Origin of the sequence: Corynebacterium camporealensis (assembly GCF_000980815.1) — a bacterium.
Classification (GTDB): domain Bacteria; phylum Actinomycetota; class Actinomycetes; order Mycobacteriales; family Mycobacteriaceae; genus Corynebacterium; species Corynebacterium camporealense.
Window position 1 is genome coordinate 1,686,857 of record NZ_CP011311.1, and the last position, 25,021, is coordinate 1,711,877.

General features: G+C 59.4%; 23 protein-coding genes. 15 read left to right on the forward strand and 8 right to left on the reverse strand.

Annotated features, from left to right (window positions below):
* Nucleotides 1–28 precede the first annotated feature (28 nt).
* Nucleotides 29–373, reverse strand: coding sequence for a HesB/IscA family protein (locus UL81_RS07880; protein ID WP_035105271.1), 345 nt, complete (start codon nt 371–373; stop codon nt 29–31).
* Between the two features lie 161 nt (nt 374–534).
* Here UL81_RS07880 and UL81_RS07885 point away from each other — a divergent pair, with 161 nt between their 5' ends.
* On the forward strand, nt 535–1,233 hold the full coding sequence (locus UL81_RS07885; protein ID WP_046453462.1) for a DUF3043 domain-containing protein: 699 nt from the start codon (nt 535–537) through the stop codon (nt 1,231–1,233).
* Nucleotides 1,234–1,242: 9 nt separating this feature from the next.
* A complete protein-coding gene (locus UL81_RS07890) occupies nt 1,243–2,268 on the forward strand; it encodes a nicotinate-nucleotide--dimethylbenzimidazole phosphoribosyltransferase (RefSeq protein ID WP_046453463.1) in 1,026 nt (341 codons plus the stop codon).
* Nucleotides 2,269–2,361: 93 nt separating this feature from the next.
* Here the strand turns inward: UL81_RS07890 and UL81_RS07895 are convergent, their stop codons facing one another.
* Nucleotides 2,362–3,459 (reverse strand): branched-chain amino acid aminotransferase, encoded by a 1,098-nt coding sequence (locus UL81_RS07895; protein WP_035105273.1) that lies wholly within the window; start codon nt 3,457–3,459, stop codon nt 2,362–2,364.
* Nucleotides 3,460–3,564: 105 nt separating this feature from the next.
* On the opposite strand from UL81_RS07895, the gene UL81_RS07900 reads away from it, so the two are divergent.
* A complete protein-coding gene (locus UL81_RS07900; protein WP_035105274.1) occupies nt 3,565–5,076 on the forward strand; it encodes a leucyl aminopeptidase in 1,512 nt (503 codons plus the stop codon).
* A 120-nt stretch (nt 5,077–5,196) separates the two neighbouring features.
* Here the strand turns inward: UL81_RS07900 and UL81_RS07905 are convergent, their stop codons facing one another.
* Nucleotides 5,197–5,607 (reverse strand): hypothetical protein, encoded by a 411-nt coding sequence (locus tag UL81_RS07905; RefSeq protein ID WP_035105275.1) that lies wholly within the window; start codon nt 5,605–5,607, stop codon nt 5,197–5,199.
* Nucleotides 5,608–5,732: 125 nt separating this feature from the next.
* Here UL81_RS07905 and sucB point away from each other — a divergent pair, with 125 nt between their 5' ends.
* From sucB to UL81_RS07940, 7 genes are all read left to right on the forward strand, one after another.
* Nucleotides 5,733–7,940: a 2-oxoglutarate dehydrogenase, E2 component, dihydrolipoamide succinyltransferase gene (gene sucB, locus UL81_RS07910; RefSeq protein ID WP_052097715.1), complete on the forward strand. Its 2,208-nt coding sequence runs from the start codon at nt 5,733–5,735 to the stop codon at nt 7,938–7,940.
* Nucleotides 7,941–8,179: 239 nt separating this feature from the next.
* Nucleotides 8,180–11,014: an aminomethyl-transferring glycine dehydrogenase gene (gene gcvP / locus UL81_RS07915; protein WP_035105276.1), complete on the forward strand. Its 2,835-nt coding sequence runs from the start codon at nt 8,180–8,182 to the stop codon at nt 11,012–11,014.
* A gap of 31 nt (nt 11,015–11,045) precedes the next feature.
* Nucleotides 11,046–12,158: a glycine cleavage system aminomethyltransferase GcvT gene (gcvT, locus tag UL81_RS07920; protein ID WP_046453464.1), complete on the forward strand. Its 1,113-nt coding sequence runs from the start codon at nt 11,046–11,048 to the stop codon at nt 12,156–12,158.
* Between the two features lie 48 nt (nt 12,159–12,206).
* Nucleotides 12,207–12,599: a glycine cleavage system protein GcvH gene (gene gcvH / locus UL81_RS07925; RefSeq protein ID WP_035105277.1), complete on the forward strand. Its 393-nt coding sequence runs from the start codon at nt 12,207–12,209 to the stop codon at nt 12,597–12,599.
* 124 nt (nt 12,600–12,723) lie between these two features.
* Nucleotides 12,724–13,527, forward strand: coding sequence for a lipoyl(octanoyl) transferase LipB (gene lipB, locus UL81_RS07930; RefSeq protein ID WP_035105278.1), 804 nt, complete (start codon nt 12,724–12,726; stop codon nt 13,525–13,527).
* 69 nt (nt 13,528–13,596) lie between these two features.
* On the forward strand, nt 13,597–14,661 hold the full coding sequence (gene lipA / locus UL81_RS07935) for a lipoyl synthase (protein WP_035105280.1): 1,065 nt from the start codon (nt 13,597–13,599) through the stop codon (nt 14,659–14,661).
* Nucleotides 14,662–14,746: 85 nt separating this feature from the next.
* On the forward strand, nt 14,747–15,526 hold the full coding sequence (locus tag UL81_RS07940) for a DUF4191 domain-containing protein (protein ID WP_035105282.1): 780 nt from the start codon (nt 14,747–14,749) through the stop codon (nt 15,524–15,526).
* 146 nt (nt 15,527–15,672) lie between these two features.
* Here the strand turns inward: UL81_RS07940 and UL81_RS07945 are convergent, their stop codons facing one another.
* Nucleotides 15,673–16,146 (reverse strand): RDD family protein, encoded by a 474-nt coding sequence (locus UL81_RS07945; RefSeq protein ID WP_035105490.1) that lies wholly within the window; start codon nt 16,144–16,146, stop codon nt 15,673–15,675.
* 118 nt (nt 16,147–16,264) lie between these two features.
* Between UL81_RS07945 and glnA the strand changes: the two genes are divergently transcribed.
* Nucleotides 16,265–17,698, forward strand: coding sequence for a type I glutamate--ammonia ligase (glnA, locus tag UL81_RS07950; protein ID WP_035105284.1), 1,434 nt, complete (start codon nt 16,265–16,267; stop codon nt 17,696–17,698).
* A gap of 202 nt (nt 17,699–17,900) precedes the next feature.
* On the opposite strand, the gene UL81_RS07955 is transcribed toward glnA, so the two are convergent.
* The 4 genes from UL81_RS07955 to UL81_RS07970 all read right to left on the reverse strand — a co-directional run bounded on the left by UL81_RS07955 (nt 17,901) and on the right by UL81_RS07970 (nt 21,967).
* Complete coding sequence (locus UL81_RS07955) at nt 17,901–18,395, reverse strand: hypothetical protein (protein ID WP_144407171.1); 495 nt, start codon at nt 18,393–18,395, stop codon at nt 17,901–17,903.
* A gap of 212 nt (nt 18,396–18,607) precedes the next feature.
* The gene (locus UL81_RS07960) at nt 18,608–19,726 is read right to left on the reverse strand and encodes a hypothetical protein (RefSeq protein ID WP_046453466.1); all 1,119 of its coding nucleotides are present in this window, start codon (nt 19,724–19,726) and stop codon (nt 18,608–18,610) included.
* Nucleotides 19,727–19,785: 59 nt separating this feature from the next.
* Nucleotides 19,786–20,751, reverse strand: a complete 966-nt coding sequence (locus tag UL81_RS07965) for a tyrosine-type recombinase/integrase (protein ID WP_035105289.1) — start codon at nt 20,749–20,751, stop codon at nt 19,786–19,788.
* 193 nt (nt 20,752–20,944) lie between these two features.
* Nucleotides 20,945–21,967: a hypothetical protein gene (locus tag UL81_RS07970; RefSeq protein ID WP_035105291.1), complete on the reverse strand. Its 1,023-nt coding sequence runs from the start codon at nt 21,965–21,967 to the stop codon at nt 20,945–20,947.
* A gap of 164 nt (nt 21,968–22,131) precedes the next feature.
* Here UL81_RS07970 and UL81_RS12180 point away from each other — a divergent pair, with 164 nt between their 5' ends.
* The 4 genes from UL81_RS12180 (at nt 22,132) to UL81_RS07985 (ending at nt 24,914) form a co-directional block, all read left to right on the forward strand.
* Entirely contained in the window at nt 22,132–22,350 is a 219-nt protein-coding gene (locus tag UL81_RS12180; protein ID WP_407921719.1) for a helix-turn-helix domain-containing protein, read from the forward strand.
* A gap of 214 nt (nt 22,351–22,564) precedes the next feature.
* On the forward strand, nt 22,565–22,885 hold the full coding sequence (locus UL81_RS07975) for a helix-turn-helix domain-containing protein (protein ID WP_035105293.1): 321 nt from the start codon (nt 22,565–22,567) through the stop codon (nt 22,883–22,885).
* 178 nt (nt 22,886–23,063) lie between these two features.
* Nucleotides 23,064–23,756: a hypothetical protein gene (locus tag UL81_RS07980; protein ID WP_046453467.1), complete on the forward strand. Its 693-nt coding sequence runs from the start codon at nt 23,064–23,066 to the stop codon at nt 23,754–23,756.
* A gap of 198 nt (nt 23,757–23,954) precedes the next feature.
* Entirely contained in the window at nt 23,955–24,914 is a 960-nt protein-coding gene (locus tag UL81_RS07985) for an Abi family protein (protein ID WP_236684456.1), read from the forward strand.
* Nucleotides 24,915–25,021 lie beyond the last annotated feature (107 nt).

Genomic DNA, 25,021 nt, shown 5'->3' on the forward strand with positions numbered 1-25,021 from the left:
ACCGCTTTGCGTTTAGTACGCAAAGCGCTTAGTTGAAGGAGTCACCGCAAGCGCAGGAGCCGCCGGCATTCGGGTTGTCGATGGTGAAGCCCTGCTGCTCGATGGTGTCGGCGAAGTCGATCTTGGCGCCGGTCAGGTAGGGGATGGACATCTTGTCTACGACCAGGTTGACGCCGCCGACGTGGTCGACCTTGTCGCCGTCCAGGGTGCGGTCGTCGAAGTAAAGCTGGTAGCGCAGGCCCGCGCAGCCGCCGGGCTGAACGGCAATGCGCAGGGAGAGATCGTCACGGCCTTCCTGCTCGAGCAGAGACTTGGCCTTGGCGGCAGCGGCATCAGTCAGGATGACGCCGGTAGCGGAAGCTGGAGCGGTCATTTGGATTCTCCTCTATTTAATACGAATTTTTTCTGACCCCACCCTACTCGCGTTGGCGCGGTGAGGAAAGGTTCAACTTACTTAACCATCGCACCCTATCGGTTTATTCCCACCGCGAGGTAATTCCCATTATTGACGTCCAACCTTGTAACCTAAGCAACGTGAAACTTCCGTGGCAAAAAGATGAACAGTCCAAGGCTGTGCCTGTATCCCAGGCTGCTGATCCGGAACCGGAGCAGGCCGAGGCGGAGCCGAAGTACCCGAAGGGATATACCCCACCGAAGGGTCGCCCGACCCCGAAGCGGCAGGATCAAGAGATCGCCCGCGGTGTTATTCGCGACCCCAATGGTGTCTCCGACGCGCAGCGCTATCAGCACCGCAAGGAGCTGAAGAAGTCCATGTCCAAGGAGGAGTGGAAAGAATATAAGCGCCAGGAGCGTGCCGAGCGCCGCGAGCGTAACCGCGAGACCCAGGAGCGCATGGCTGCTGGCGATGAGCGCTACCTCCTGCCCCGCGATAAGGGCGAGGTTCGTGCCTACGTGCGCGACTGGGTGGACTCCCGCCGCTTTATCAACGAGTTCGTGATGCCTGCAGCAATCATCATGCTGTTCATCATGTTCGTCGGCGTGTTTGCACCAGCGTTTGCTAACTGGGCCTCCCTGGTAGCAATGGGCTTCATTATTCTCTTCGCGATTGAGGGCGTCTGGTTGGCACGTAAGTGCAACAACGCCGTGCGCATGAAGTTCCCGGGCACTGCTGAGGCAGGCTTCGGTCTGGGCTTTTACGCTTATTCCCGCTCCACGCAGCCGCGTAAGTGGCGCACCCCGCGCCCGCGCGTGGAACGCGGAGCTACCGTCTAGGAGACTCGCATGGCTGAGTTTTCTGCTGTGCCCCGCCCGGATAACCAAGCGCGTAAGGCGGTTACCGCTGCGCTTGCTGCCACCCCGCGCGGGGCCTCTTTTGGCCGTTTAACGGAACCCGCAGTGTGGCTGGCGGGTTGCCAGTCGGCTGTGCCTGCCAGCACCCCACAAAATGTGCAGGTGATGGTCTTTGAGGGTGAGCATGGCATCGCTCAGCGCACCTTTGAAGAAGTCGGCCTGTCAGCTTATGCCCCGGAGGCTGACGCCGAGCAAGCAGAAGAAATCGCCCGCGGTTTCGGCCCCGTGCAGTCCCTTGCGCAGCGCTACGGCGCGCGAGTGGACACTCTGCACTGTGAAGCATCGGCGCCTATCGATGAAACCGATGCCATGAGCTCTGAAGTCTTCACCGCTTCCTTGGAAGCGGGCCAAGCTGCCGCAGATAAAGCTGCCGATGCCGGTGTGGACCTAGCCATCCCCGCCGAACATGGTGTCGGCGGTACGACCATTGCCGCGGTCATGATGGGTCTGCTCAGCTCTACTGAACCTGTCGCCATTGTCGGCCCGGGTTCGGGCACCACCGATGCGATGTGGAAGACCAAAGTCGGCGTGATTCGCGACGCGATGTTCCGCGCCCGCAATCTCGACATGCTAGAGCTTGCCCAGGCGGCCTCCTCCCCGAGTTTTGTTGCCATGCTGGGCTTTATCGCGCAGTGTGCGGTGCGCCGAACGCCTGTGCTTATCGATGGCCCGTTTGCCGCCACCGCAGCCGCCCTCGCCGAACGCATCGCACCGGGTACCCGCGAGTGGCTGTACGCCACCAGCGTGAGCGCTGAACCTGCCCACGTTCTCGCTCTACAGGACTTGGAGCTCATCCCGCTGCTCTCGCTCGAAATGCGCAACGGCCTTGGTCTCGGTGCTCTAAGCGCCCTGCCGCTGATTGCCTCCGGCGTCGAGCTTGCCGCCGACCAGGTTGCTGTCACCGACAGCGCCGACGAGCCACACGAGCCAGCGCCGCGCGATGACGCTCAGGACTAAATAATTAATTTAGGCAACACAAAGGCCGCGGAGGACACCCTCCGCGGCCTTATCGTTTAGGCGTCGTGTCGCGCGCCGAGCGCGGGACGCGCTTTAGCGCGAAACCTTGGTGAGCCAGCCGTGGTTGTCTTCCACGGTGCCGCGTTGGATGCCGGTGAGGCGCTCGCGCATGGCCATGGTGACGTCGCCGGCTTCGTTGTTGTTGACAACGAATTCGCCGTTGTTGCCCAGGATGCGGCCAACGGGGGTGATAACCGCGGCGGTGCCGCAGGCGAAAGCTTCGGTCATCTTGCCGGACTCGGCATCGTTACGCCAGTCCTCAGCGGAGATGCGGCGCTCTTCGACCTTGTAGCCCATATCTTTAGCGACCTGCAGCAAGGAGTCGCGGGTAATGCCTGGCAGCAAAGAACCGGACAGGGACGGGGTGACGATGGTGACGTCGTCGCCACTGCCGTAGACAAACATGAGGTTCATGCCGCCCATTTCCTCGATGTACTTGCGCTCGATGGCATCGAGCCAGACGACCTGCTCGCAGCCCTTTTCCTCGGCCTGGGACTGAGCCAGTAAGGAGGCAGCATAATTACCGGCGAACTTCGCAGCGCCGGTACCGCCCGGAGCGGCACGGACGTAGTCGGTAGACAGCCAGACAGAGACCGGCTTGACGCCGCCCTTGAAGTAGGCGCCCGCCGGAGAAGCTAGCACGATGTAACGGTAGGAGTTAGCCGGGTGCACGCCTAGGGAGACCTCAGTGGAGATCATGTACGGGCGGATGTAGAGGGACTCTTCGCCACCGGCGGCCGGGACCCAGTCGCCATCGACAGCTAGCAGCTGGCGGATGGACTCGACGAATTCATCGACAGGCAGCTCCGGCATCGCCATGCGTCGAGCGGAGTTAGCCAGGCGCTCACCGTTTTGTTCCGGACGGAAAGAAACCAGCTCACCGTTGGGCTGACGGTAGACCTTCAGGCCCTCGAAAATGGCCTGTCCGTAGTGGAAGACGTTGGAGGCCGGGTCCATGATTAGTGGCTGGTACGGCACGACCTGTGCGTTGTGCCAACCATCGGCTTCGCTCCAGTCGATGGTGACCATGTGGTCGCTAAAGTACTTGCCAAAACCTGGGTTGGCCAGAATCTTGTCCAACTCCTCCGGGGAGGTTGGATTGTCAGTGCGAGTCACGGTGTAGTTCAGCATGACCTTAATGTACTCCTTTAACTATTGGGAGGCAGGAATAGGGGTGCATTCACAAACGCGTATGGTGGTAGGTCATAAAAGTATTCCCAATTAAAGGAGGATTCAGTGGCAGCATCGACTGTTGACCTACCCGCACGCGGCAGCTTTCCGGAGGTGAAGCTGGCAAAGAAGGCTCCAAAGAAGGCTGATGCCCTGCTGGTTGTAGCATTTAAGGGCGAGGAAGGCCTGGAGCTTCCTGCTAGCTCCCTGCTGGGCGGTTCTGCTACCCGTGCGCTCTACGAATCCCTGACTGCCGTTGGTGCTACCGGTAAGGCCAACGAGGTCACCCGCGTGCCGGCTCCGGCGAAGGCTGGTGTGGCCTCAGTTATCGCTGTGGGCTTGGGCGATGCCGATGAGCTTGACGATGAAACCATGCGCCGCGCCGCCGGCACCGCCGCACGTGCACTCAAGGGCGTGGGCACTGTTGCAACCTCCCTGGGTGATTTCGGTCTGGCCGCTGCTGTCGAGGGCATCATCCTAGGCGGCTACAACCACCGCGGCATCCGCTCTTCTGAGCTTGCCGATAAGGAAGCACCAGCTACCGTCGTCTTCGCTGACGATAAGTCCAAGGCCAAGGAGTTCGAGGCAGCCAAGATTGGCGCTGAGTCCGTCCTGCTGGCCCGCGACCTGGTCAACACCCCGTCGAACTTCCTCTACCCGGAGTCCTACGCAGAGTTCCTGCGCGCCCAGGGCGAAGAAGTCGGCCTGGACGTGGAAATCCTGGATGAGAAGGAGCTGAAGAAGCAGGGCTTCGGCGGCATCCTGTCTGTTGGCCAGGGTTCTGCTCGCCCACCGCGCCTGGTTCGCCTGACCTGGGCCCCGCGCAAGGCTAAGCGCTCTGTCGCACTGGTTGGCAAGGGTATTACCTTCGATACCGGCGGAATTTCTTTGAAGCCAGGTTCTGGCATGTGGGACATGATTTCTGACATGGGTGGTTCTGCTGCCATGGCTGCCTCCATCATCGCTGCAGCCAAGCTCGAACTACCGGTCAAAGTCACCGCTACCCTGCCGCTGGCAGAAAACATGCCTTCCGGTTCTGCCACCCGCCCAGGCGATGTCATCACCCACTACGGCGGCAAGACCTCTGAGGTTCTCAACACTGACGCTGAGGGCCGCCTGGTGCTTGCCGATGCCATCGCACGCGCCAGCGAAGACAACCCGGACTACCTGCTGGAGACCGCTACCCTGACCGGTGCACAGATGGTTGCTCTCGGCGACCGCACCGCCGGCATCATGGGCTCGGATGAGCTGCGCGACCACCTGGCTGAGCTGGGCCGCTCCGTAGGTGAGAACGCCTGGGCTATGCCGCTGCTGGAAGAGCACGACGAGCAGCTGAAGTCCGGCAACGCCGATATGCGCAACATCCACGTCAAGCGCGAGGGCGGCATGGAATTTGCTGGTACCTACCTCAAGCAGTTCGTGGGCGAAGGCATCGAGTGGGCTCACATCGATATCGCTGGCCCATCCATGAACGGCGGCAGTGCCTGGGGCTACACCCCGAAGCAGGCTACCGGCGTTCCGGTACGCACCATCATCGCTGCACTGACTGAGATTTCGCAGCAGAAAAAGAAGAAGTAAAGCGCTGCGTTAAGCTGCAGCGTGAAAACGCTGCAACGCTAAAAACACAGAGAAGGTGGCTGGCTCTATGAGCTAGCCACCTTTACTTTTAGCTTGATGGTGCGTCTACGACGCTGACCATCAACCGACACTGTCTCCAGTGTCTGGGTTTTGGCCCTTTTCAAAGCGGGCGCGACGCTCGCGTTGTTCTTCACGCTTACGCAGAATCCGCTCGCGCTCCATGCGCTCGCGCATCCGCTGCGGGTAACCGGTGTCTTCGACGTCGTAGACCGGGCACTGCAGTAGCTTGGCGACGGCGTCGATACCTTTTGGTCCACCAATGCGACGGCGAATGAATTCCCCGTTTTCGTCTACGACGACGACAGACATCTCGTTGACGACGGTCTCGGGCTCAATAAAGGCCTCGATGAACGCACGTCCTGCAACCCATTTTTGCAGTTCCGCCGCGTCTTCTTCACGGATCGTTTCTCCTGGACCACGGGGTGGTCGCAGCGGGGATCCTGACTTGTTGCGACGGAAGAGGTTGAACATGATTTAACACCTTACCCGCAAGGAGGGTAGCTAATAGCACCCACTTACACGCGCCCGTTGCAATCAAGCTGTAGGATTGGGCAACAGCGATATTTACTTCCAACTTTCGAGGAGTCTTATTTCTCATGGCGCACTCCGTTGAGATGCCCGAACTGGGCGAATCCGTAACCGAAGGCACGATCTCCCAGTGGCTGAAGTCCGTCGGCGATACCGTCGAGGTCGACGAGGCCCTGCTCGAGGTCTCCACCGACAAGGTCGATACCGAAATTCCTTCCCCGGTAGCCGGCACCATTCTGGAAATTAAGGCCGAGGAAGACGACACCATCGAGGTCGGCGAAGTCATCGCCATCATCGGTGACGAGGATGAGTCTGCTAACGATTCCGACGATGACGACGAAGACTCCAAGGACGAGTCCGACGACTCCTCCGAGGATAAGGACGACGAAGAGTCTGACGACTCTTCGGATGACAAGGACGAAAAGAAGGAAAAGAAGTCCAAGGGCGGCTCCGGCGACGCATCTGACGTAGAGATGCCAGAGCTCGGCGAGTCCGTTACCGAAGGCACCATTACTCAGTGGCTGAAGTCCGTCGGCGACGAGGTCGAGGTCGACGAGCCACTGCTCGAGGTCTCCACCGACAAGGTCGACACCGAGATTCCTTCCCCTGTCGCTGGCACCCTGATCGAGATCCTCGCCGAGGAAGACGACACCGTTGAGGTCGGCGAAGTCATCGCTCGCGTGGGTGACGAAGACGCCGCAGGCTCCTCTGGCGATGATGACGACGAGGACGAAGACGACTCCAAGGACGAGGAGAAGGAAGAGTCCAAGGAAGACTCTGACGACTCTTCGGATGACAAGGACGAGAAGTCCGAGAAGAAGGACAAGAAGGAGTCCAAGGGCGGCTCCGGCGAGGCATCCGACGTGGAGATGCCTGAGCTCGGCGAGTCCGTTACCGAAGGCACCATTACCCAGTGGCTGAAGTCCGTCGGCGACGAAGTCGAGGTCGACGAGCCACTGCTCGAGGTCTCCACCGACAAGGTCGACACCGAGATTCCTTCCCCGGTAGCCGGCACCCTGGTTGAAATCCTGGCTGAGGAGGACGACACCATCGAGGTGGGCGCCGTTATCGCACGCATCGGTGACGAAGACGCGGCAGAGTCTGGCGACTCTGACGATGATTCGGATGACGAAGACGAGTCCAAGGACGAAGAGAACGAGAAGAAGTCCGCTGACTCTGATGAGGAGCAGAAGGACGACTCCGCAGACTCTGACGACGCCAAGAAGAAGGCCAAGGAGAAGGAAGAGTCTGACGACTCTTCGGAGGATAAGGACGACAAGAAGTCCGAGCCCAAGGATGAGAAGAAGTCCGACGATAAGAAGGTCAACTCCGGCGATGACGTTCCTTACGTCACCCCGCTGGTGCGCAAGCTGGCTGAAAAGCACGGTGTAGACCTGAAGCAGGTTGAGGGCACCGGTGTTGGTGGCCGCATCCGCAAGCAGGACGTGCTGGCTGCTGCTGAAGAGGGCGAGAAGCCGGTTGAAGACAAGGACTCCGGTTCTTCCGATCCGCGCGCTAACTGGTCCACCAAGTCCGTGGACCTGGACAAGCAGGAGCTCATCGGCACCACCCAGAAGGTCAACCGTATCCGCGAGATCACGGCTACCAAGATGGTGGAAGCCCTGCAGATTTCTGCACAGCTCACCCACGTTCAGGAAGTCGATATGACTGCCATCTGGGACCTGCGCAAGAAGTCCAAGCAGGCATTCATCGATAAGCACGGTGCAAACCTGTCCTTCCTGCCGTTCATCGTGAAGGCCACCGTTGAGGCTCTGGTCTACCACCCGAACGTCAACGCCTCCTACGACCCGAAGTCCAAGGAGATGACCTACCACGAGGACGTCAACGTCGCGATTGCCGTGGACACCCCACGTGGTCTGCTGACCCCGGTCATCCACAAGGCACAGGAAAAGACCCTGCCGGAGATCGCACAGGCTATCGCTGAGCTGGCTGACAAGGCCCGCAACAACAAGCTGAAGCCGAACGACCTGACCGGTGCTACCTTCACCGTGACCAACATCGGTTCCGAAGGTGCCCTGCTGGATACCCCGATTCTGGTTCCGCCGCAGGCAGGCATCCTGGGCACTGCCGCTATCACCAAGCGTGCAGTTGTCGTCACCGAGGACGGCCAGGACGCCATCGCTATTCGCCAGATGTGCTACCTGCCATTCACCTACGACCACCAGGTCGTCGATGGTGCAGATGCAGGTCGCTTCATCACCACCATCAGGGATCGTCTCGAGACCGCAGATTTCGAGGCTGACCTCGACATCTAAGGTCTAGATGACCGCAAGCGTTTCCCGCCGCAGTAGCTGATAATCAGCCGCTGCGGCGGTTTCGCGTTTTTCGCCACTACCCCCGTTGGGTAGACCGAATGTTGAACAATTATTCGTTCCTAGCTCGACTGTGGCTCACATCGCATAAATTGACAGGGGTGACCACAACCAATGTGTTTTAGAACTCTTATACTTGTGGCAAGTTATCTGCCCGCAGATCCCAAGGAGTGCATAATTCCATGAACTTTATCTCCCGCCACCTTGGCCCCGACGCAACAGAACGCGAGCAGATGCTCGCTAAGCTCGGGTACGACTCCGTCGAAGACCTAGTCGATGCCGCTATCCCGCAAAAGATTCGCGCGGAGGAATCCCTGCAGTTGCCGGAGCCACTGAGCGAGGATGATGCTCAGGCCAAGCTGCGCTCCTACGCACAGCACAACCAGGTGCTTAAGTCCTTCTACGGACAAGGCTTCTCCGATACCCTGACCCCTGCGGTTATTCGCCGCGGCATGCTCGAGGATGCCGGTTGGTACACCGCCTACACTCCGTACCAGCCAGAAATTTCCCAGGGCCGCCTGGAAGCACTGTTGAACTTCCAGACCATGATTCAGTCCCTGACTGGTCTGCCCATTGCTAACGCTTCCCTGCTGGATGAAGCTTCCGCGACCGCTGAGGCTGTGGGGCTGATGTCCCGTGCGGTAAAGAAGGGCCGTCGCGTGGTGCTGGATTCCCGCCTGCACCCGCAGGTGCTCACCGTGGCTGCAGAGCGCGCCCGTGCGATTGAGCTTGAAGTAGAAATCACTGATGTACGCGATGGCATTGTCGGTGAGGACCTCGTCGGTGCCGTGATTGCTTACACCGGTACTGAAGGCGACATCTTTGACCCGCGTTCGGTCATTGAGGAGCTGCAGACCCGTGGCGCGAAGGCCGCGGTTGTTGCTGACCCGCTGTCGCTGATGCTGCTGGAAGCACCGGGCGAGATGGGTGCCGACATCGTGCTGGGCTCTTCCCAGCGCTTCGGTGTTCCGCTCTTCTTCGGTGGTCCGCACGCTGCCTTCATGGCTGTCAGCGAAAAGCTCAAGCGTCAGATGCCGGGTCGTATCGTCGGTGTCTCCAAGGACGCTGATGGTCGCCCGGCTTATCGTTTGGCACTGCAGACCCGTGAGCAGCACATCCGCCGCGAGCGTGCGACCTCCAACATCTGTACTGCACAGGCACTACTGGCTAATGTGGCTTCCATGTACGCCGTGTACCACGGTCCGCAGGGACTGGAGGACATCGCAAAGCGTGTACACACCCTGGCTTCCTCCTTTGCCCAGGCAGTCAAGGATGCCGGTAAGGAACTGGTCAGCGAAGAATTCTTCGATACCGTCACCGTGGCTGGCGTGGATGCAGCAGCCATTAAGTCCGCGCTGCAGGAGGCGGGCTACCTGGTGCGCACCATTGGCGACGACAAGGTTTCGGTCTCCTTTGGTGAGTCCGCAACCCAGGGCGATGTCCACGTGCTGGCCGATGCTTTCGGCGCCAAGGCTGGCGATGAGGCCGACTTCGCATTCCCGGAGGGCGTGCAGCGTAGCGAGCAGCCGCTGCAGCACGAAATCTTTAACACCATCCACTCTGAAACCCAGATGATGCGCTACCTGCGAAAGCTGGCAGACAAGGATCTCGCGCTGGACCGCACCATGATTCCGCTGGGTTCCTGCACCATGAAGCTCAATCCAACTGCGGCCATGGAGCCGATTTCCTGGCCGGAGTTCGCCAACATTCACCCTTATGCACCAGAGGAGACCACCGCTGGTTGGCGCGAGCTTATCGATGAGCTCGAGGGCTGGCTGGCTGAACTAACCGGCTACGCCAAGGTCTCCATCCAGCCGAATGCTGGTTCCCAGGGTGAGCTGGCTGGCCTGCTGGCTATCCGCCGCTACCACGTGGCCAACGGTGATAACGGCCGTGACGTCGTGCTCATTCCGGCTTCTGCTCACGGCACCAATGCGGCGTCGGCAACGCTGGCGAACCTGCGTGTGGCCGTCGTCAAGACTGCCGATGATGGTTCTATTGACCTGGCTGATCTGGATGCCAAGATTGAGCAGTACAACGAGCACATCGCCGGCATCATGATCACCTACCCCTCCACCCACGGCGTGTTCGACCCGGAGGTCCGCGACGTCTGCGACAAGATCCATGCCGCTGGTGGTCAGGTCTACATCGATGGTGCGAACATGAACGCGCTGACTGGCTGGGCACGCCCGGGCCAGTTCGGCGGCGATGTCTCCCACCTGAACCTGCACAAGACCTTCACCATCCCGCACGGTGGCGGCGGCCCGGGTGTCGGCCCGGTCGGTGTAGCTGAGCACCTCATTCCTTTCCTGCCGACCAACGCAGCAGATCCGGAGCTGGATGCAACGGAGGCTACCCCGGTCGGCCAGGGTGTTCCGATTACCAATACCCAGTACGGTTCGGCCGGCGTACTGCCTATTTCGTGGGCATACCTGGCGATGGCCGGTGCTAACGGGCTTGCCGATGCCTCCAGCCACGCCATCTTGGGTGCCAACTACGTCGCGCACGAGCTCAACGATTCCTTCCCGGTGCTGTATACCGGCAATAAGGGCCTGGTTGCCCACGAGTGCATCCTGGACCTGCGCGAGCTGACTGATAAGTCCGGGGTGACTGCGGCGGACGTCGCAAAGCGCCTGATTGACTTCGGCTTCCACGCACCGACCCTGGCCTTCCCGGTCGCCGGCACCCTCATGGTGGAGCCGACCGAGTCCGAAGACCTGGGCGAGCTGGACCGCTTCATCGAAGCAATGCGCACCATTCGCGCAGAGATTCAGGAAATCATCGACGGCGACGTTGCGTATGAGGATTCCGTGGTCCACCACGCACCGTTTACGGCAGTATCGCTCATCAACGAGGACTGGGATTACAAGTTCGACCGCGAGAAGGCTGCTTACCCGGTCAACTCGCTGCGGTTGAACAAGTACTTCCCGCCGGTACGTCGCCTGGATGAGGCCTACGGCGACCGCAACCTGGTGTGCTCTTGCCCGCCGCCTGAGGCCTTCGACATCGAAGACTAAGTCAAGTACACCCTCAGAGAAAGGAACCACTATGAGCGAATTGCTAACCTCTCCTCTCAATGCCGAGCATGAGAAGCTGGGCGCTACCTTTACCGCCTTCGGTCCGTGGAATATGCCGCTGAAGTACGACAACGAGCTCGAAGAGCACCGCGCCGTGCGCAACGCTGCCGGTATTTTCGACCTGTCGCACATGGGCGAAATCTGGGTCAAGGGCCCGGATGCCGGCAAGTTCTTGTCCTATTCCTTCATCTCCAACCTGGAGCCGCTGAAGGTGGGCAAGGCGAAGTACTCCATGATTGCTGCAGAAGATGGCGGCATCATCGATGACCTGATTTCCTACCGCTTCGAAGACGAGAAGTTCCTCGTCGTGCCGAATGCAGGCAATGCGGAGATTGTGTGGGAAGAGCTCAACAAGCGCGCTGAGGGCTTCGACGTGGAGCTGGAAAATGAGTCCCGCGACGTTGCCATGATTGCTGTGCAGGGCCCGAAGGCTGCAGAAATCCTGGTCCCGCTGGTTGAGGACAACAAGCAGGAAGACGTCCACGAGCTCGGTTACTACGCCGCCACCATGGCTAAAGTCGCTCGTACCTTCGCCATCGTTGCTCGTACCGGCTACACCGGCGAGGATGGCTTCGAGATCATCGTCTACAACGCCGATGCCCCAGCGCTCTGGGAAGAACTGCTCAAGGCTGGCGAAGAATACGACCTGCGCCCGTGTGGTCTGGCTGCACGCGACTCGCTGCGCCTGGAAGCTGGCATGCCACTGTATGGCAACGAGCTCTCCCGCGATATCACCCCAGTCGAGGCAGGCATGGCACGTGCCTTTGCCAAGAAGGAAGCTGACTTCGTCGGTGCTGACGTCATGCGCAAGCGCGCCGAGGAAGGCCCGCAGGTCGCTATCACCGGCCTGACCTCCGACCAGCGTCGTGCTGCTCGTGCGGGTGCTGAGGTCTACGTCGGCGATACCAAGGTCGGCACCGTCACCTCGGGTCAGCCCTCGCCCACCCTGGGCCACCCGGTCGCGATTGCGCTGCTGGATACCTCCGCAGAGCTTTCCGATGGCGACGCCGTCGAGGTGGACATCCGCGGCAAGCGCTACCCCTTCACCGTAACCGCAATGCCGTTCTACAAGCGCGAGCGCTAAGAACCAACTAGGATTCAATCAAAACTAATTCTCCGAAAGGAAAGCACCATGTCTAACCTTCCTGCAGATTTTTCCTACTCCGAAGATCACGAGTGGATCAACGCCCCGGCCGACAAGGTCGAAGGCGAAACCGTCCGCATTGGTATCACCTCTGTTGCTGCTGACCGCCTGGGCGAGGTCGTCTTCGCCGAGCTGCCGGAGGTAGGCGACGACGTCACCGCTGGCGAGACCTGTGGTGAGGTCGAGTCCACCAAGTCCGTCTCCGACCTCTACAGCCCAGTCACCGGCACCGTGACTGCCGTCAACGACGCTGTGCACGATGACTACGCCACCATCAACAACGATCCTTTCGGCGAAGGCTGGCTCTTCGAGGTCGAGGTCTCCGAAGCTGGCGAGCTGCAGACCGCTGAAGAATACGCTGCTGCCAACGGCGTGAACTAGAGGCAGCGCTACCGCTACCTCTAAGTTCACGCTGAGCTGAGGTAACCGGAACGAAAATGGGAGAACGTGGAATGCGTTCTCCCCTTTTTGCGTTGCGTTAGACAAAGGACAACACTGGAGGATTATGACCGCACCACGCGAACCATTTTTCCCCGCCGAACGCTCCATCCGTGCCTCCGAAGAACCCTTCGAAGTCAGGTATTTAGGCCGGATGGATTATCAAGAGGCGTGGGATCTGCAGGCGGACATCGCAAAGCAGCGCGCCGCAGGTGACGTCAATGATGTGGTGCTGGTGGTCGAGCACCCCAACATCTACACCGCGGGCAAGCGCACCTTGGACTCGGACCGTCCAACCAACGGGCTGCCAGTCATTGATGTCGACCGCGGCGGGCGCATTACCTGGCACGGTGAGGGCCAACTGGTGGTCTATCCGATTATTAAGCTGGCAGAACCTGTCGATGTTGTCGATTACGTGCGCCGCCTGGAAGAAGCCATCATCCACACCGTGCGTCAGATGGGCGTTGCCTCTGCGGGCCGCATCGATGGCCGCTCGGGCGTGTGGGTGCCGTCGACTACTGAACCGAAGGACTCGGCCGCACCGCACCGCGACCGCAAGATTGCCGCATTGGGTATTCGCATTACCCGCGGGGTGACCATGCATGGTCTGGCGCTGAACTGCGATAACACGCTGGAATACTATGACCACATTGTCGCCTGCGGCATTGATGATGCGGACGTGACCACCCTGTCGCTGGAGCTGGGCAAGGATGTCACCATCGACGATGCCACGCAGCCGCTGCTGCAAGCGCTTGACGATGCCCTCTCTGGCCGCATGGTGGTTGCCGATCACACCTTTGGTTCCGCGCCAGATCCCGGAAAAGCAGCCGCTGAGCAGGCCCGTGCAGCCCGTAAAGCACGTGGCGAATAATCTATTAGCCAGATCCCAAATGAATACGTAGAGTGAGTTTTTGTGACTGTTAAGCCTGAAGGACGCAAGATGCTCCGCATTGAAAAGAAGAATGCGGAATCCCCCATCGAACAGAAGCCGCGCTGGATTCGTAACCAGGTGCGCACTGGCCCCGGCTATGAGGATATGAAGTCGCGTGTGTCCGGCGCTTCGCTGCACACCGTGTGCCAGGAGGCGGGCTGCCCCAACATCCACGAGTGCTGGGAATCCCGTGAGGCCACCTTCCTCATCGGCGGTGACAAGTGCACCCGTCGTTGCGACTTCTGCGATATCGCTACCGGTAAGCCGGAGCCACTCGACCGCGATGAGCCGCGCCGTGTGGCTGAGAACATCCGCGAGATGGATCTGAACTACACCACCATTACTGGTGTTACCCGTGACGATCTGCCGGATGAGGGCGCGTGGCTGTATGCGGAAATCGTGCGCAAGATTCACGAGCTCAACCCGCACACCGGTGTCGAGAACCTCACCCCGGACTTCTCCGGTAAGCCGGACCTGTTAGAAGAGGTCTTTGAGGCCCGCCCGGAGGTCTTCGCGCACAACCTGGAAACCGTGCCGCGTATTTTCAAGCGCATCCGCCCGGCCTTCCGCTACGAGCGCTCCCTGGACGTTATCCGCCAGGCCCACGAGTACGGTCTGATTACCAAGTCCAACCTGATTCTGGGCATGGGTGAAACCGCAGAAGAAATCGAAGAGGCCCTGCGCGACCTGCGTGAGGTCGGCTGCGACATCATCACCATTACCCAGTACCTGCGCCCGGGCCCGCGCTTCCACCCGATTGAGCGCTGGGTGCGCCCAGAGGAGTTCGTGGAGCACTCCAAGCTGGCTAAGGAGCTCGGCTTCGGCGGCGTTATGTCTGGCCCGCTGGTGCGTTCTTCCTACCGCGCTGGTCGTCTTTACGTCCAGGCTATGGAAGCCCGCGGTCTGGAACTGCCGGATCACCTCAAGCACCTGGCGGAAACCTCCAAGGGCGCTACCGCTCAGGAAGCTTCCACCCTGCTGGATAAGTACGGTCCTTCGGAAGAAACTCCGGTGACCACCCGCATGGCGAAGACTCCGGCTAACGCCAACTCGGCTGCTGCCACCGTTCGCTAAAAATTTCAGCGAATTTCGACCCCGTTGCTTGGATAAGCGCGGGGTCGTTTTAACATTTATCTCCCTTGACCTTAAAGTAGGAGCCATGGCACAAACTGATAAGGCAGCTCTCAAGGCTGCAAAGAAGCAAGAGCGCGCACAGAAGCGCGAAAAGCGGAAGCAGACCCGTTCACAGATGTGGCAGGCCTTCCAGATGCAGCGCAAGCAGGATAAGGCGCTTATCCCGCTGATGCTGCTGGCCTTCTTGGGCATTGGCCTGCTGTTCTTCCTTATCGGCCTGCTGTTTAACGGCCAGTGGTTCATGCTCATCCTCGGCCTGGGTATCGGTGCCGTGGTGGCCATGTTCATCTTCACCCGTCGCCTCGAGCGCGATATGTACAAGCAGGTTGAAGACCAGCCTGGTGCTGGCGGCTGGGCACTGGAGCAGCAGCTGCGCAACACCATGGGTGTGGTCTGGAAGGTCAAGACCGCTGTGGCTGCGACCCGTCAGCAGGACATCGTCCACCGCGTGATCGGTAACCCGGGTGTTGTTCTGGTGACCGAGGGCAACCACAAGCGCGTGCAGCCGACGGTCAACCAGATGAAAAAGCGCATCGATAAGCTTGCTGCCGGCGTGCCGATTTACGAGGTGCACGTAGGCAAGGGCGAGGGCGAAGTACCCGTCGGCAAGCTGCGCAACCACATCATGCGCATGCCGCGTAACTTCAACAAGAACGAAACCTATGCCAACATCCGCAAGATTGAGGCCATGGATTCTATGCCAGGTTCCATGCCAGGCATGCCGAAGGGCCCAATACCCAAGCAGGCACAAAACATGGCTGGCATGAACCGTCGCATGCGCCGCATGCAGGAGCGTAAGAAGTAAAGCTTCCACGCTGCCTTATCGACAACAAAGCGCGCCGCCTCCCTACTCATTCGGGGAAGGCGGCGCGCTTCTTTTCGTTTGGGCTCACCCTAAAGTTCTTTAACCACCGCAAAACCGTGCGGTGCGCTTTAGGCGCACGGCACGCTTTACGCGCGGATGACGACCGTACCGGTTGCGCGGTCGTGGATGCCGCGGCCGTCGGTATCGACCATGGCTGCTGGGAAGAGGAAGCCGGTGAGCACGGTGCGCAGTGCAGCGCGCCAAAGGCCAACGCGCTCGCCCGGGGCGTCCAGGCGGGCAACGCCCATGCCGAGGACTGCCATGCCTGGGGTGCGGGCGAACAGCCAGCCGCTGATGATACCCAGGGCAACCCACAGGGCGTAGCCCAGGAAGGCGATGCCGCCGAAGGCACCGGTGAAGGTTTCAATGAGGTTGGCTGCCAGCATGCACAGCAGCCAGTCGATAAGAACGGCTACGGCACGACGTGCCACAGGAGCAAGGGAGCCGGATCCGTTTTCGGGGAGGCCAAGCTTCTCGCCGGGCCACTTGCCGGGGCCTTCGGAATCATCAAACTCGCCGGGGATGTTGGGTCCATCCAGCCATGTGCGCTTTTCTTCCATGCCACCCAATTTAATGGCCCTAGTGGACAAAAGAGAAACAGGGGGAGGCCGCGGACTCATTTATGCAAAACCTAGTAGGCTATTGGTAGAAAATCTAGGTCTACCCGAGGAGACACAATTGTCTTTCGAATCAGTGCAGGACATCGTTAAATACATTAAGGATGAAGACGTCCAGTTTGTGGACATCCGCTTCACCGATGTTCCTGGCAGTGAGCACCACTTTTCCATCCCAGCCAGCGAGTTTACTGAAGAAGCTGCTGAAGAAGGCCTAGCATTCGACGGCTCGTCGATTCGTGGTTTCACGTCCATCGACGAATCTGACATGACGCTGCTTCCGGATCCGGCGACCGCAATGGTCGACCCTTTCCGCAGCAGCAAAACCATCAACGTCAAGTGCTTTGTCCACGACCCCTTCACCCTGGAGCCGTTCTCCCGTGACCCGCGTAACATCGCGCGCAAGGCTGAGGAGTACCTGGCGTCCACCGGCATCGCTGATACCTGTAACTTCGGCGCAGAAGCTGAGTTCTACCTCTTCGACTCCGTGCGCTACGGCGCTGAGACCCACACCGGTTTCTACGAAGTAGACACCAACGAAGGCTGGTGGAACCGCGGCGAGCCAACCAACTTCGATGGCACCCCGAACACCGGCTACAAGACCCGCATCAAGGGCGGCTACTTCCCTACCGCGCCCATCGATAAGGACGGCGAAGTCCGCGATGCGATGGTGTCCAACCTGCAGCGCGTTGGCTTTGATGTAGAGCGTTTCCACCATGAGGTCGGCGGCGGTCAGCATGAGATCAACTACCGCTTCAACTCCCTGCTGCACGCGGCTGATGATATTCAGACCTTCAAGTACATCATCAAGAACACCGCGTCCCAGCTGGGCAAGTCCGCAACCTTCATGCCGAAGCCACTGGCTGGCGACAACGGTTCCGGCATGCACGCGCATATGTCCCTGTGGCAGGACGGCAAGCCGCTGTTCCACGATGAGTCTGGCTACGCCGGCCTGTCCGATACCGCCCGCTACTACATCGGCGGCATCCTCCACCACGCTGGTGCTGTGCTGGCGTTCACCAACCCAACCCTGAACTCCTACCACCGCCTGGTCCCGGGCTTCGAGGCACCAATCAACCTCGTATACTCGCAGCGTAACCGTTCGGCTGCAATCCGCATCCCGATCACCGGTTCCAACCCGAAGGCCAAGCGCATCGAGTTCCGCGCACCGGACCCATCCGGTAACCCATACCTGGGTTTCGCTGCGATGATGCTGGCTGGCCTGGATGGCGTGAAGAACCGCATTGAGCCGCACGCTCCGGTCGACAAGGACCTCTACGAGCTGCCGCCGGCAGAGGCTGCCTCCATCCCACAGGCACCGACTTCCCTGGAAGCTTCCCTCGAGGCTCTCGAGAACGACATGGACTTCCTCACCGAGGGCGACGTCTTCACCGAGGATCTCATCGAGACCTACATCCAGTACAAGAACGACAACGAAATCGAGCCGAACCGCCTGCGCCCAACCCCGCAGGAGTTCGAGATGTACTACGACTGCTAAAGAAAGCGGGACATTTGCGTTTCTGACCAGCAGTTATTTGCGAATCTCCCAAACTTAAAAGAAATCCCAGACTTCCCTCTTGAGGAGCCTGGGATTTCTTTTTTGGGCGGACTTTTAATTGTTATCTTGAGTCAATTCTGGCTGAAACTGGTGCCTACGCACGACCTGTAGACCACGGCCCAGGGTTGGGTCTCGTGGTCTGCTATGCAGCCTGGGTTTCCTCTGGCGGAGCGTTCGACCAAGCAATCTCGAAGATGTCCAGTTGCCTCTTTTTCCGAGGACGACCGCCCCGTGGAGGGGTCGGGTTCAGTTCTTCCTCCCGCTGACGGCGAAGATAGCCACGAATACGCTTGGCATTCGAGACAACAACTTGCACCGCGAGTTTGACCGCGAAGCCACAGATTCCGCGCATACCCTTCTTAGAGCGGTCACCGTCTCCCAAAGGGGCGTCGTATTTCAGCGAAGCATTGCACCCCTCATTGTTGGCGCGACCTGCCTTGTAGATGTCGTACCACTGCGGGGTGTACGGCGTTGGCCCCTGCTGCAAGTACTTGTTGACGCGGCCCAAGGTCTTGTCCTCGGTGTCGAGGGGAATCGTAACCGTCTGCTGAGTACAGCAGCGTCCAGCGTCGACCTTCTTCGGCGTCTGCTTCGGGGACAGTGGCAGCGGCGCTCTGCCGCCCCTGACCTTTTTCATTCCAGCCTTTTTCGCCTTGAGGTCTGAACGACGAAGTGGACAACTCACCCGCCCGTCCAAAGCTGGACACGCAACGCGAACCGAACCATCTTCCTCGACAGAATGAACCCGCATTTCGAGTCGTTCCCGCAGCGCCATGAGGCGGCGGAACTCCCTTTCGTCGATTTTGCCTTGCCGGTAGTCGGCTACTGGGTCATGGGCCTGCTGGAGCGTCAAAAGAGCTGGGCAGTGCATTTTCCATCGGAAAGGACCATGCCTACGTAGGTGGCTGCGATCCCCCGAGCTTCTTCCTTGTTAGGAATGTCGCCCACTATCTTCCAGCCGTTCTTACGCATGGGGGCTTGGTAGTACTCGGGCTTCGACCCCGGCGAGTACGCCATGTCACCGATCATGTACCGGCGTGGGAAGCCCGTGCGTTCCAGCATCGCAACGGCTTGCAGCACGTTCTGACCGGGACGGTGTCCAGGCTTATCGACGGACACGCCAACAATGAGGTCCGGGACACTCTCGCCAAAAGCGCCACCAACAGCGACCGCCAAGGTCGGGTCAAAGCCGTGTTTGACTTTAATCGCGCCCTTGTTTTCGCCGGGGTGGTGGTTGCCTTCTCGCACATAGCTTCCTGCATCCGGCTCCGAGGACGTGAGCTTACTGCCTGACCGCGGCATTGTGGTCGAGGTTGCATACATCGTGGCGTCAGAAGCATAGTCGCCGATGTGCCGCTTAAACACGTCGTCGCCAGCTAGTCGCGCCGAGCCGAGAGCCAAGGCGGAATCGAAAATAGCAATTCGCTTCTTCCGCTGCTCGATCAGTGCCGGCGACCGGGTAGCTTTGAGCGCCGCAAAGACGTCCTTGTCGTACCGTCGCCCCTTTTTCGTCTCGGGGTACGGGTCGATAAGCGCTCGCGCCCTATTCCTGATGGTCCTGTAGATACGGCTGTACCACTGAGGGTTCCTCCTGTCGGTAAACAGATTAAGGTCGAGCCCGGCAGCGGCCCATGCTTTGCCGTCGAGTCGATAGCGAAGAATCTCCACAGCCTCGGTGATGTTGAGGGGTTTGTCGTCCAGTCCGGCCACAATGAGGAGAATCAGTGCGCTCCGCGCCGAAACCTGTGCCGGGCGCCCGCCTCGGTAGCGGTTCGGGTTGTCCGCCTTATCCCAGGACTCCAAGATTTCAATGACGCCAGAGGTGTCCACCACGCGAGCGGCAGTGGTGATTAAGTCGAGGCTGATCGGCCCTTGAGAATCAAGTGTTGTCGGCTCCAGATTCCACGCGGTCATTGGCCGTAGCGCCTGGTTGATAATCGCGCTGGTTACAGTAATTGGCTGGCTCATGGTGGTCACCTCCGTCCTTCGCGGTGTTGTTGCCTGAGTCGAGATTGCCGGGTTGGTTACTAGATCAGTCGCAGCCCTGAGTTCTTGTACGGGGTGCCGCCACGCAGGAGCACCCGCGCCGTTTCTTCGCTGACCGTCCGAGGACTAAGCCACTTCTTGTAATGCTGGAGGCTTGCAAGACCGGCAGCCGTGGCCACAACAGATTCGGGGACTTGCTCGTTCATGAGCGTCACGACCCAGGTGGTGCGCAGTCGTCGGCTGTCGAGCTGCACCGTGGCGGGCTTGCCGACGCGGGAGATAATCGCAGCGACCGACGCTGTGGTGGCCTGCTGACGGTTGGGGAAAAGCGCTAGGTGGTCCAGGTCGAGGTTGGCAACAAGCTCCGCCACTTCTTCCTCCCACTCCGCCCGTATCGGAACCCGCCTCGCCCCAGCGCCTCGGAAGCCCGAAGCGGTGACCGTCACGAACCCCGACTCGGTGGTCACGCCGCGGGCACGAAGCGTAGCCATTTCGCATATCCTCAAACCTGCTCCGAGTCCCAGGGCGAGCAGCAGCCGAGCGTTGTCTCGTTGGTAGTCGGTGGAGTGGCTGTTGGCCCAGAACCTAAGCTGACGAACTTCCGCTTCGGTGTACGGCTCGTCCGGCGCTTTGTAGCCGTAGCGGATGTGGGTATCAGAAAATGGCCACGCGGTGTTCAGTGCTTGGCCGAGGCTAATGAGCACGGAACGTCGGGCTCCTTTGACTCGGTCTGAGACGCTGTCTGTGTTAACGGAGTATTCGATCACATCGGGGTCGAACACGTCCTCATGGGTGAGAGCTCGCCCGAGTTCCAGCGCGGTCACCGCAGCGCGAGCAATAGCGAGCACCGCAACGCGCAGCGCCTCGCGGGACGTAACGGTCGGGACGACCTGTTGGACGGTAACGTCGACGACGTAGTCCTGTACCTGGCTCCACTGCCCCATCGAAATTGAGCGTGGGGAGTAAGCGGTGGCGAGATGGACAAAATCATGGCCGGTTGCGGGCATGACAAAACACTCCTTGTGAGTGCCCGACGTTTCGGCATTCTCAGCCAGGGTGGTGGGACCTGGAAGAAAAGGTGGTGTCCGAACCGAGCGGGCAGAAAATCCTGTCGCTTCTTAAAAGAAACGCTATCAGGCCCATATAGGGTTTGACTAGGCCCTATACTCAACAGCAGGCACCTTCGGGGGCCGTAGCACATCACATACCCCCTTGGATCAGCCGAAACGCAGGCCGGTTCGGTGACTGCCCCTGGCGACCTACCTCGTTTTCCTCGCCCGACCGCTGTGCAGGCTTCACCAGTGGTTGCAATTCCCGCCCATCAGGCCATGACCGAAATTGCGGAAGTCGAATCGCCGCCCGTTTCGCCACCGCTGCGCCGACCCGTTGCGAGACGTCCTCAAACGTTGCATCCTCAGAAAATTCCGCCAAGGCCCACGTCAGCCGCAATCGACTAGTGGTCACCTTCACGCCCGCCGGCGGAGGTAGATGGCTCACATAACCAAGACAGTTGAACGGGAAAAGCCCACAAGAGCGAACCTCGTCCAAGGCAAGCCGTACCTCCGGGCGAACCGGCAATGTGGCACCGTCCAGGCTCACTGTGTCTGCGGAAGGAGAAATGGACGAGGGCTTTACGGCTCGGATTTCCGAAGCGTTAAGGCCAGCGCCGAACGCCAGCGCCACCACCACTGTTGCCCTGTGCCTAGCAAGGTCGGTCGGCAATTGCTCCGGCCATGCGAAAATTCGAGCCAGTTCATGCAGCGTGTACGGCGGCGGCGGTTCGGTCCGAAAACGATACGCTCGTCGCTTCGGGGTGAGCGCGTCCTCCAGGTACGCCGCCACTGGGTCGCTGGACATCCACACACGCACAAGTTCCAGAAGTCTTGCTTGCCTCCTCCTGGTGTCGGTGCGAGCAGCCGGGTCACCCGTCTCCCACCACGACGCCCATTCCGGCGTGAGCCATTCCTGCGGTTCGCTGATGTCTACACCTAAGGCAAGAACCTCGGGCAGGAACTGGGCGAGAAGGCTTCCCACTTCACACAGGACGCGGTAAGTGGGAATCCCGGCCACGATGCTGCCCTGCCCATGACACTGAACACCACGAACTAGCACCGTGCGGATCACCTCCGCAATGGGCTCGGTTACCGGGTGCCACGTTGGGCTATAGACCCTCGCCTTTTCAAGGAGTGCTGAACGGTCTTGCTGCGCAGGTAATTTCCTCATTTCGTCGCCACCCCCTGACGGCCTGTTTCAGCCCCTGACCAGGTGAAACCAGATAGGCTTCGCCTATGCCCGAAAGTCCCAATTCCCCACGCAATCTGTATCCCGGCTGGCCACTGAACCACAGCGAGATCAAGGCCAATCGAGCACATGCCTTGGTGCAGAAAATGGCTCGCAACGTTCTTGAACTGACGTTTCGCGCCACGGTCGGCGGCATTGCCGAGCGGTGTGGCCTTAACTCGTCCACAATTTCCGACCTCACCAAGGGAACGTCTTGGCCCACCGTGGAGACGTTGGCAAAAATCGAGGTCGGCTTGGGACAGCCAGTGTGGCCACGAATGAATCCCACTACATCTAGTCATGGCTCTACCGTGACGCACCTGTGAATGAAAACTGGCAAAAGTTTCGCCTGCGCAGGTATGTCGCCGGGCTGTCCCGGCGAAACCAATTCAACTGGTTTACCGTGGAATCGCGGCATGGCCAACTAGTCCGGTAAGCCGGATCGCTCAAGTCACCTCCACACGCGCTCCCTGGTGTTGGAATCGCAACTCCCAACCCCCAACGCCCCATGAGTTGCCACTTTGGATTAGCCTGACTCTTATGACCACCGACAACACCACCCGCCGAGGACGTGCCACGCGGCCCGCTCCCCGCGAGGTGTATCCAACGTGGCCTCACGGCACCGCCGAGGGGCCGGACGAACTCGTCCGCGCCTTCGTCTCGAACCTCGCAGCGTTTGTCGAATCGCAAGCCGAAGCGGGTGCCTCCCAAGCCGAGCTCTGTCGCCAGGCTGGGGTGACGAAGTCGGTTCTGACTAAAGTGCTCCACGGCGACGTATGGCCCGACTCGCTAACCGTGGCGAAATTCGAGACGCTGGCGGGTCGGAGGCTGTGGGTGGGGCCAAAACCGGCGGGGGCCTAAGAGGTCGCCGTTTACTTGACCCGCGAGGGACGAACCATGGCCCCTTGAAAGCCCACGTTCACCGCTGGTTGTTTTCAGGAAGGCCCAGGTCAGTGCATTTCTTCGGTGCGCACTCCGACCTGGAACCCCGAGCCCCCGAGCTAGACTAAGCCCTCACCTGCCGGCAACGCTGTCGGGTATGAGTACCCACCACACCTCACACAGAAGGGACGAGAATGTCCCAGCACAAAGCAATGAAACCACCACTCGCCCCACCAGACCACTACAGTTCCGGGCACATTTCAACCGAAGCGAACTGCGTCGACTTGCCAGCTTCATTGGCCGCCACCGCGACAACTACCGCGTCCTCGGGCAAGACGGCGACAACCTGGGAGTGAACGAGTCCTCCCCTGCCGGCATTTTGTTCGCGCTGTTCCGCGGGCTGGACGAGCGAGGTTTCGTCACCGTCGAGGCAGACATCGACCCGGTAAAACCCCACCGTGAGGACCTGAAACTGCTTTCCGAAGACTTCGCCGAGTTCCAAGACCTACTTCGACTAGAGGACGCGCCCAGCGAGTTTGCCAGCCGAGAGGTAGAAGAGCCGGACGAGTATGTGTTCCCCGACGCTGTGTACTACGGCTCCAGTCGCTATGCCAGGCAGACCGAAAACCTTGGCATGGTCGGTGAGTCAGGTGTGCTGGAAAGCCAGGCTCAGAAGGCCGACAAAGCCAGTCCCCTCCCGACCTGGCTCTACCGCTACGAGGTTCGAGACGTCACCGGCGCGTTGGTTGGCCTTTACCGATACAGGGTTGACGCCGACCGCGACGTTCGGCGTCTCGTGGCGCGTGGCGAGGTCGGGGCGGTGTATGTCGTAAACTGGGAGAGGTGTTAAGAGAAGGGCTGGGCTGGGCTGGGGCAATCTTAGTCGACTTCTCGGGGGTAACTTTCTAGCACCCACTTATCTTCAATGACCAATCTTCACCAGCAAGCGTGATAGCATTTAGGTAATCGTTCAGCCCGCCTTGGACCGCCTTCTCCGGGAGGAATCCAAGAGTGGGCTGGATCTTTTTTATCCCTGGAGTTTCACGTTTTGGTCAATCCACTCAAACCAGCCACAACAATTGAAGATCACATAGTACGACTGGTTGGACGTGGCATGGAAGTAGATTCACTCGAAGCTACACAGTGGCTAAGTAACGTCAGCTACTATCGTCTTTCTGCATATTGGTACCCGGCTCGGATAGTAGCTCCTGGAGCATCGGACCCCTCAGACAATTTCGTGAGCGGAACTTCATTTTCGCAAGTAGTTCAGCTATATGAAGCTGATCGCAAACTTCGCACTCTCATCCATGATGGTATTGAGCGAATTGAGATTGCAATGCGCACTCAGACTACCGAGTTGCTTTGCCTTCAAAACCCAGCAGACCCAGCGGGTTACCTAAACTCGGATTTATTCCGAGAGAAATTTGACCATGTCAACTGGATTTCAACAATCTACGGGAGACTTGCCAGAGCCAAGAAAAGCGACTCAATTAAGCACTATTTAAAGACATACAGTGGACGATTCCCCCTTTGGGTGGTTGCGGAATTTATGGATTTTTCCGACATGTCCCACCTTTATTCAGGACTTAGCAACGCCGATCAAAGGAAGATTACCGAAAACCTTGATTTGAAGATCGAAATTTCAAATCTCACCGAGGCACAAAAGCAAAAGCTCAGGAAGGGTCACCCGCTTGCTAGCTGGTTGGAACAGTTAACCATTGTCCGAAATACATGCGCTCACCACAGCCGCCTCTGGAACAAATCCTTTGCCCCCGCGTCTACGTCAGCCCTTCGCACGAACGGAAATCTCGATCTCCTTCCAGAGGGGCAAAGCGAACGCATTTTCGGAACACTTGTTTTGATGTCCCATCTTCTTCGAGCAGTATCTCCCGGAACAACTTGGCCGGATAAGGTATTAAGAATCATTGTAGAAGATTTCCTTCCAAACCCTATTGTCCAACCGCTAAGTCTTGGAATCCCAGCCAATTGGAACAAAACAAGGATTTAGCAAATCTGCGTCACATAATCACTCGGAGCTGTTCGTGTGCGCCACAACTCGCCCCGAATCCATGCCAAACTCCATTCCCAGTCTTCAACTTCAACGCCCCTGTGAAC

Bases quoted from the DNA above. Each gene is read 5' to 3' on its own strand.
- UL81_RS07895 (WP_035105273.1), bottom strand. From the start codon at position 3,459: ATGCTGAACTACACCGTGACTCGCACTGACAATCCAACCTCCCCGGAG.
- gcvT (WP_046453464.1), top strand. From the start codon at position 11,046: ATGAGCGAATTGCTAACCTCTCCTCTCAATGCCGAGCATGAGAAGCTG.
- UL81_RS07880 (WP_035105271.1), bottom strand. From the start codon at position 373: ATGACCGCTCCAGCTTCCGCTACCGGCGTCATCCTGACTGATGCCGCT.
- UL81_RS07940 (WP_035105282.1), top strand. From the start codon at position 14,747: ATGGCACAAACTGATAAGGCAGCTCTCAAGGCTGCAAAGAAGCAAGAG.
- lipB (WP_035105278.1), top strand. From the start codon at position 12,724: ATGACCGCACCACGCGAACCATTTTTCCCCGCCGAACGCTCCATCCGT.
- UL81_RS07905 (WP_035105275.1), bottom strand. From the start codon at position 5,607: ATGTTCAACCTCTTCCGTCGCAACAAGTCAGGATCCCCGCTGCGACCA.
- gcvP (WP_035105276.1), top strand. From the start codon at position 8,180: ATGAACTTTATCTCCCGCCACCTTGGCCCCGACGCAACAGAACGCGAG.
- UL81_RS07975 (WP_035105293.1), top strand. From the start codon at position 22,565: ATGACCACCGACAACACCACCCGCCGAGGACGTGCCACGCGGCCCGCT.
- UL81_RS07945 (WP_035105490.1), bottom strand. From the start codon at position 16,146: ATGGAAGAAAAGCGCACATGGCTGGATGGACCCAACATCCCCGGCGAG.
- UL81_RS07955 (WP_144407171.1), bottom strand. From the start codon at position 18,395: ATGAAAAAGGTCAGGGGCGGCAGAGCGCCGCTGCCACTGTCCCCGAAG.
- gcvH (WP_035105277.1), top strand. From the start codon at position 12,207: ATGTCTAACCTTCCTGCAGATTTTTCCTACTCCGAAGATCACGAGTGG.
- UL81_RS07890 (WP_046453463.1), top strand. From the start codon at position 1,243: ATGGCTGAGTTTTCTGCTGTGCCCCGCCCGGATAACCAAGCGCGTAAG.
- UL81_RS07970 (WP_035105291.1), bottom strand. From the start codon at position 21,967: ATGAGGAAATTACCTGCGCAGCAAGACCGTTCAGCACTCCTTGAAAAG.
- UL81_RS12180 (WP_407921719.1), top strand. From the start codon at position 22,132: ATGGCTCGCAACGTTCTTGAACTGACGTTTCGCGCCACGGTCGGCGGC.
- UL81_RS07965 (WP_035105289.1), bottom strand. From the start codon at position 20,751: ATGCCCGCAACCGGCCATGATTTTGTCCATCTCGCCACCGCTTACTCC.
- lipA (WP_035105280.1), top strand. From the start codon at position 13,597: ATGCTCCGCATTGAAAAGAAGAATGCGGAATCCCCCATCGAACAGAAG.
- sucB (WP_052097715.1), top strand. From the start codon at position 5,733: ATGGCGCACTCCGTTGAGATGCCCGAACTGGGCGAATCCGTAACCGAA.
- UL81_RS07980 (WP_046453467.1), top strand. From the start codon at position 23,064: ATGAGTACCCACCACACCTCACACAGAAGGGACGAGAATGTCCCAGCA.
- UL81_RS07960 (WP_046453466.1), bottom strand. From the start codon at position 19,726: ATGAGCCAGCCAATTACTGTAACCAGCGCGATTATCAACCAGGCGCTA.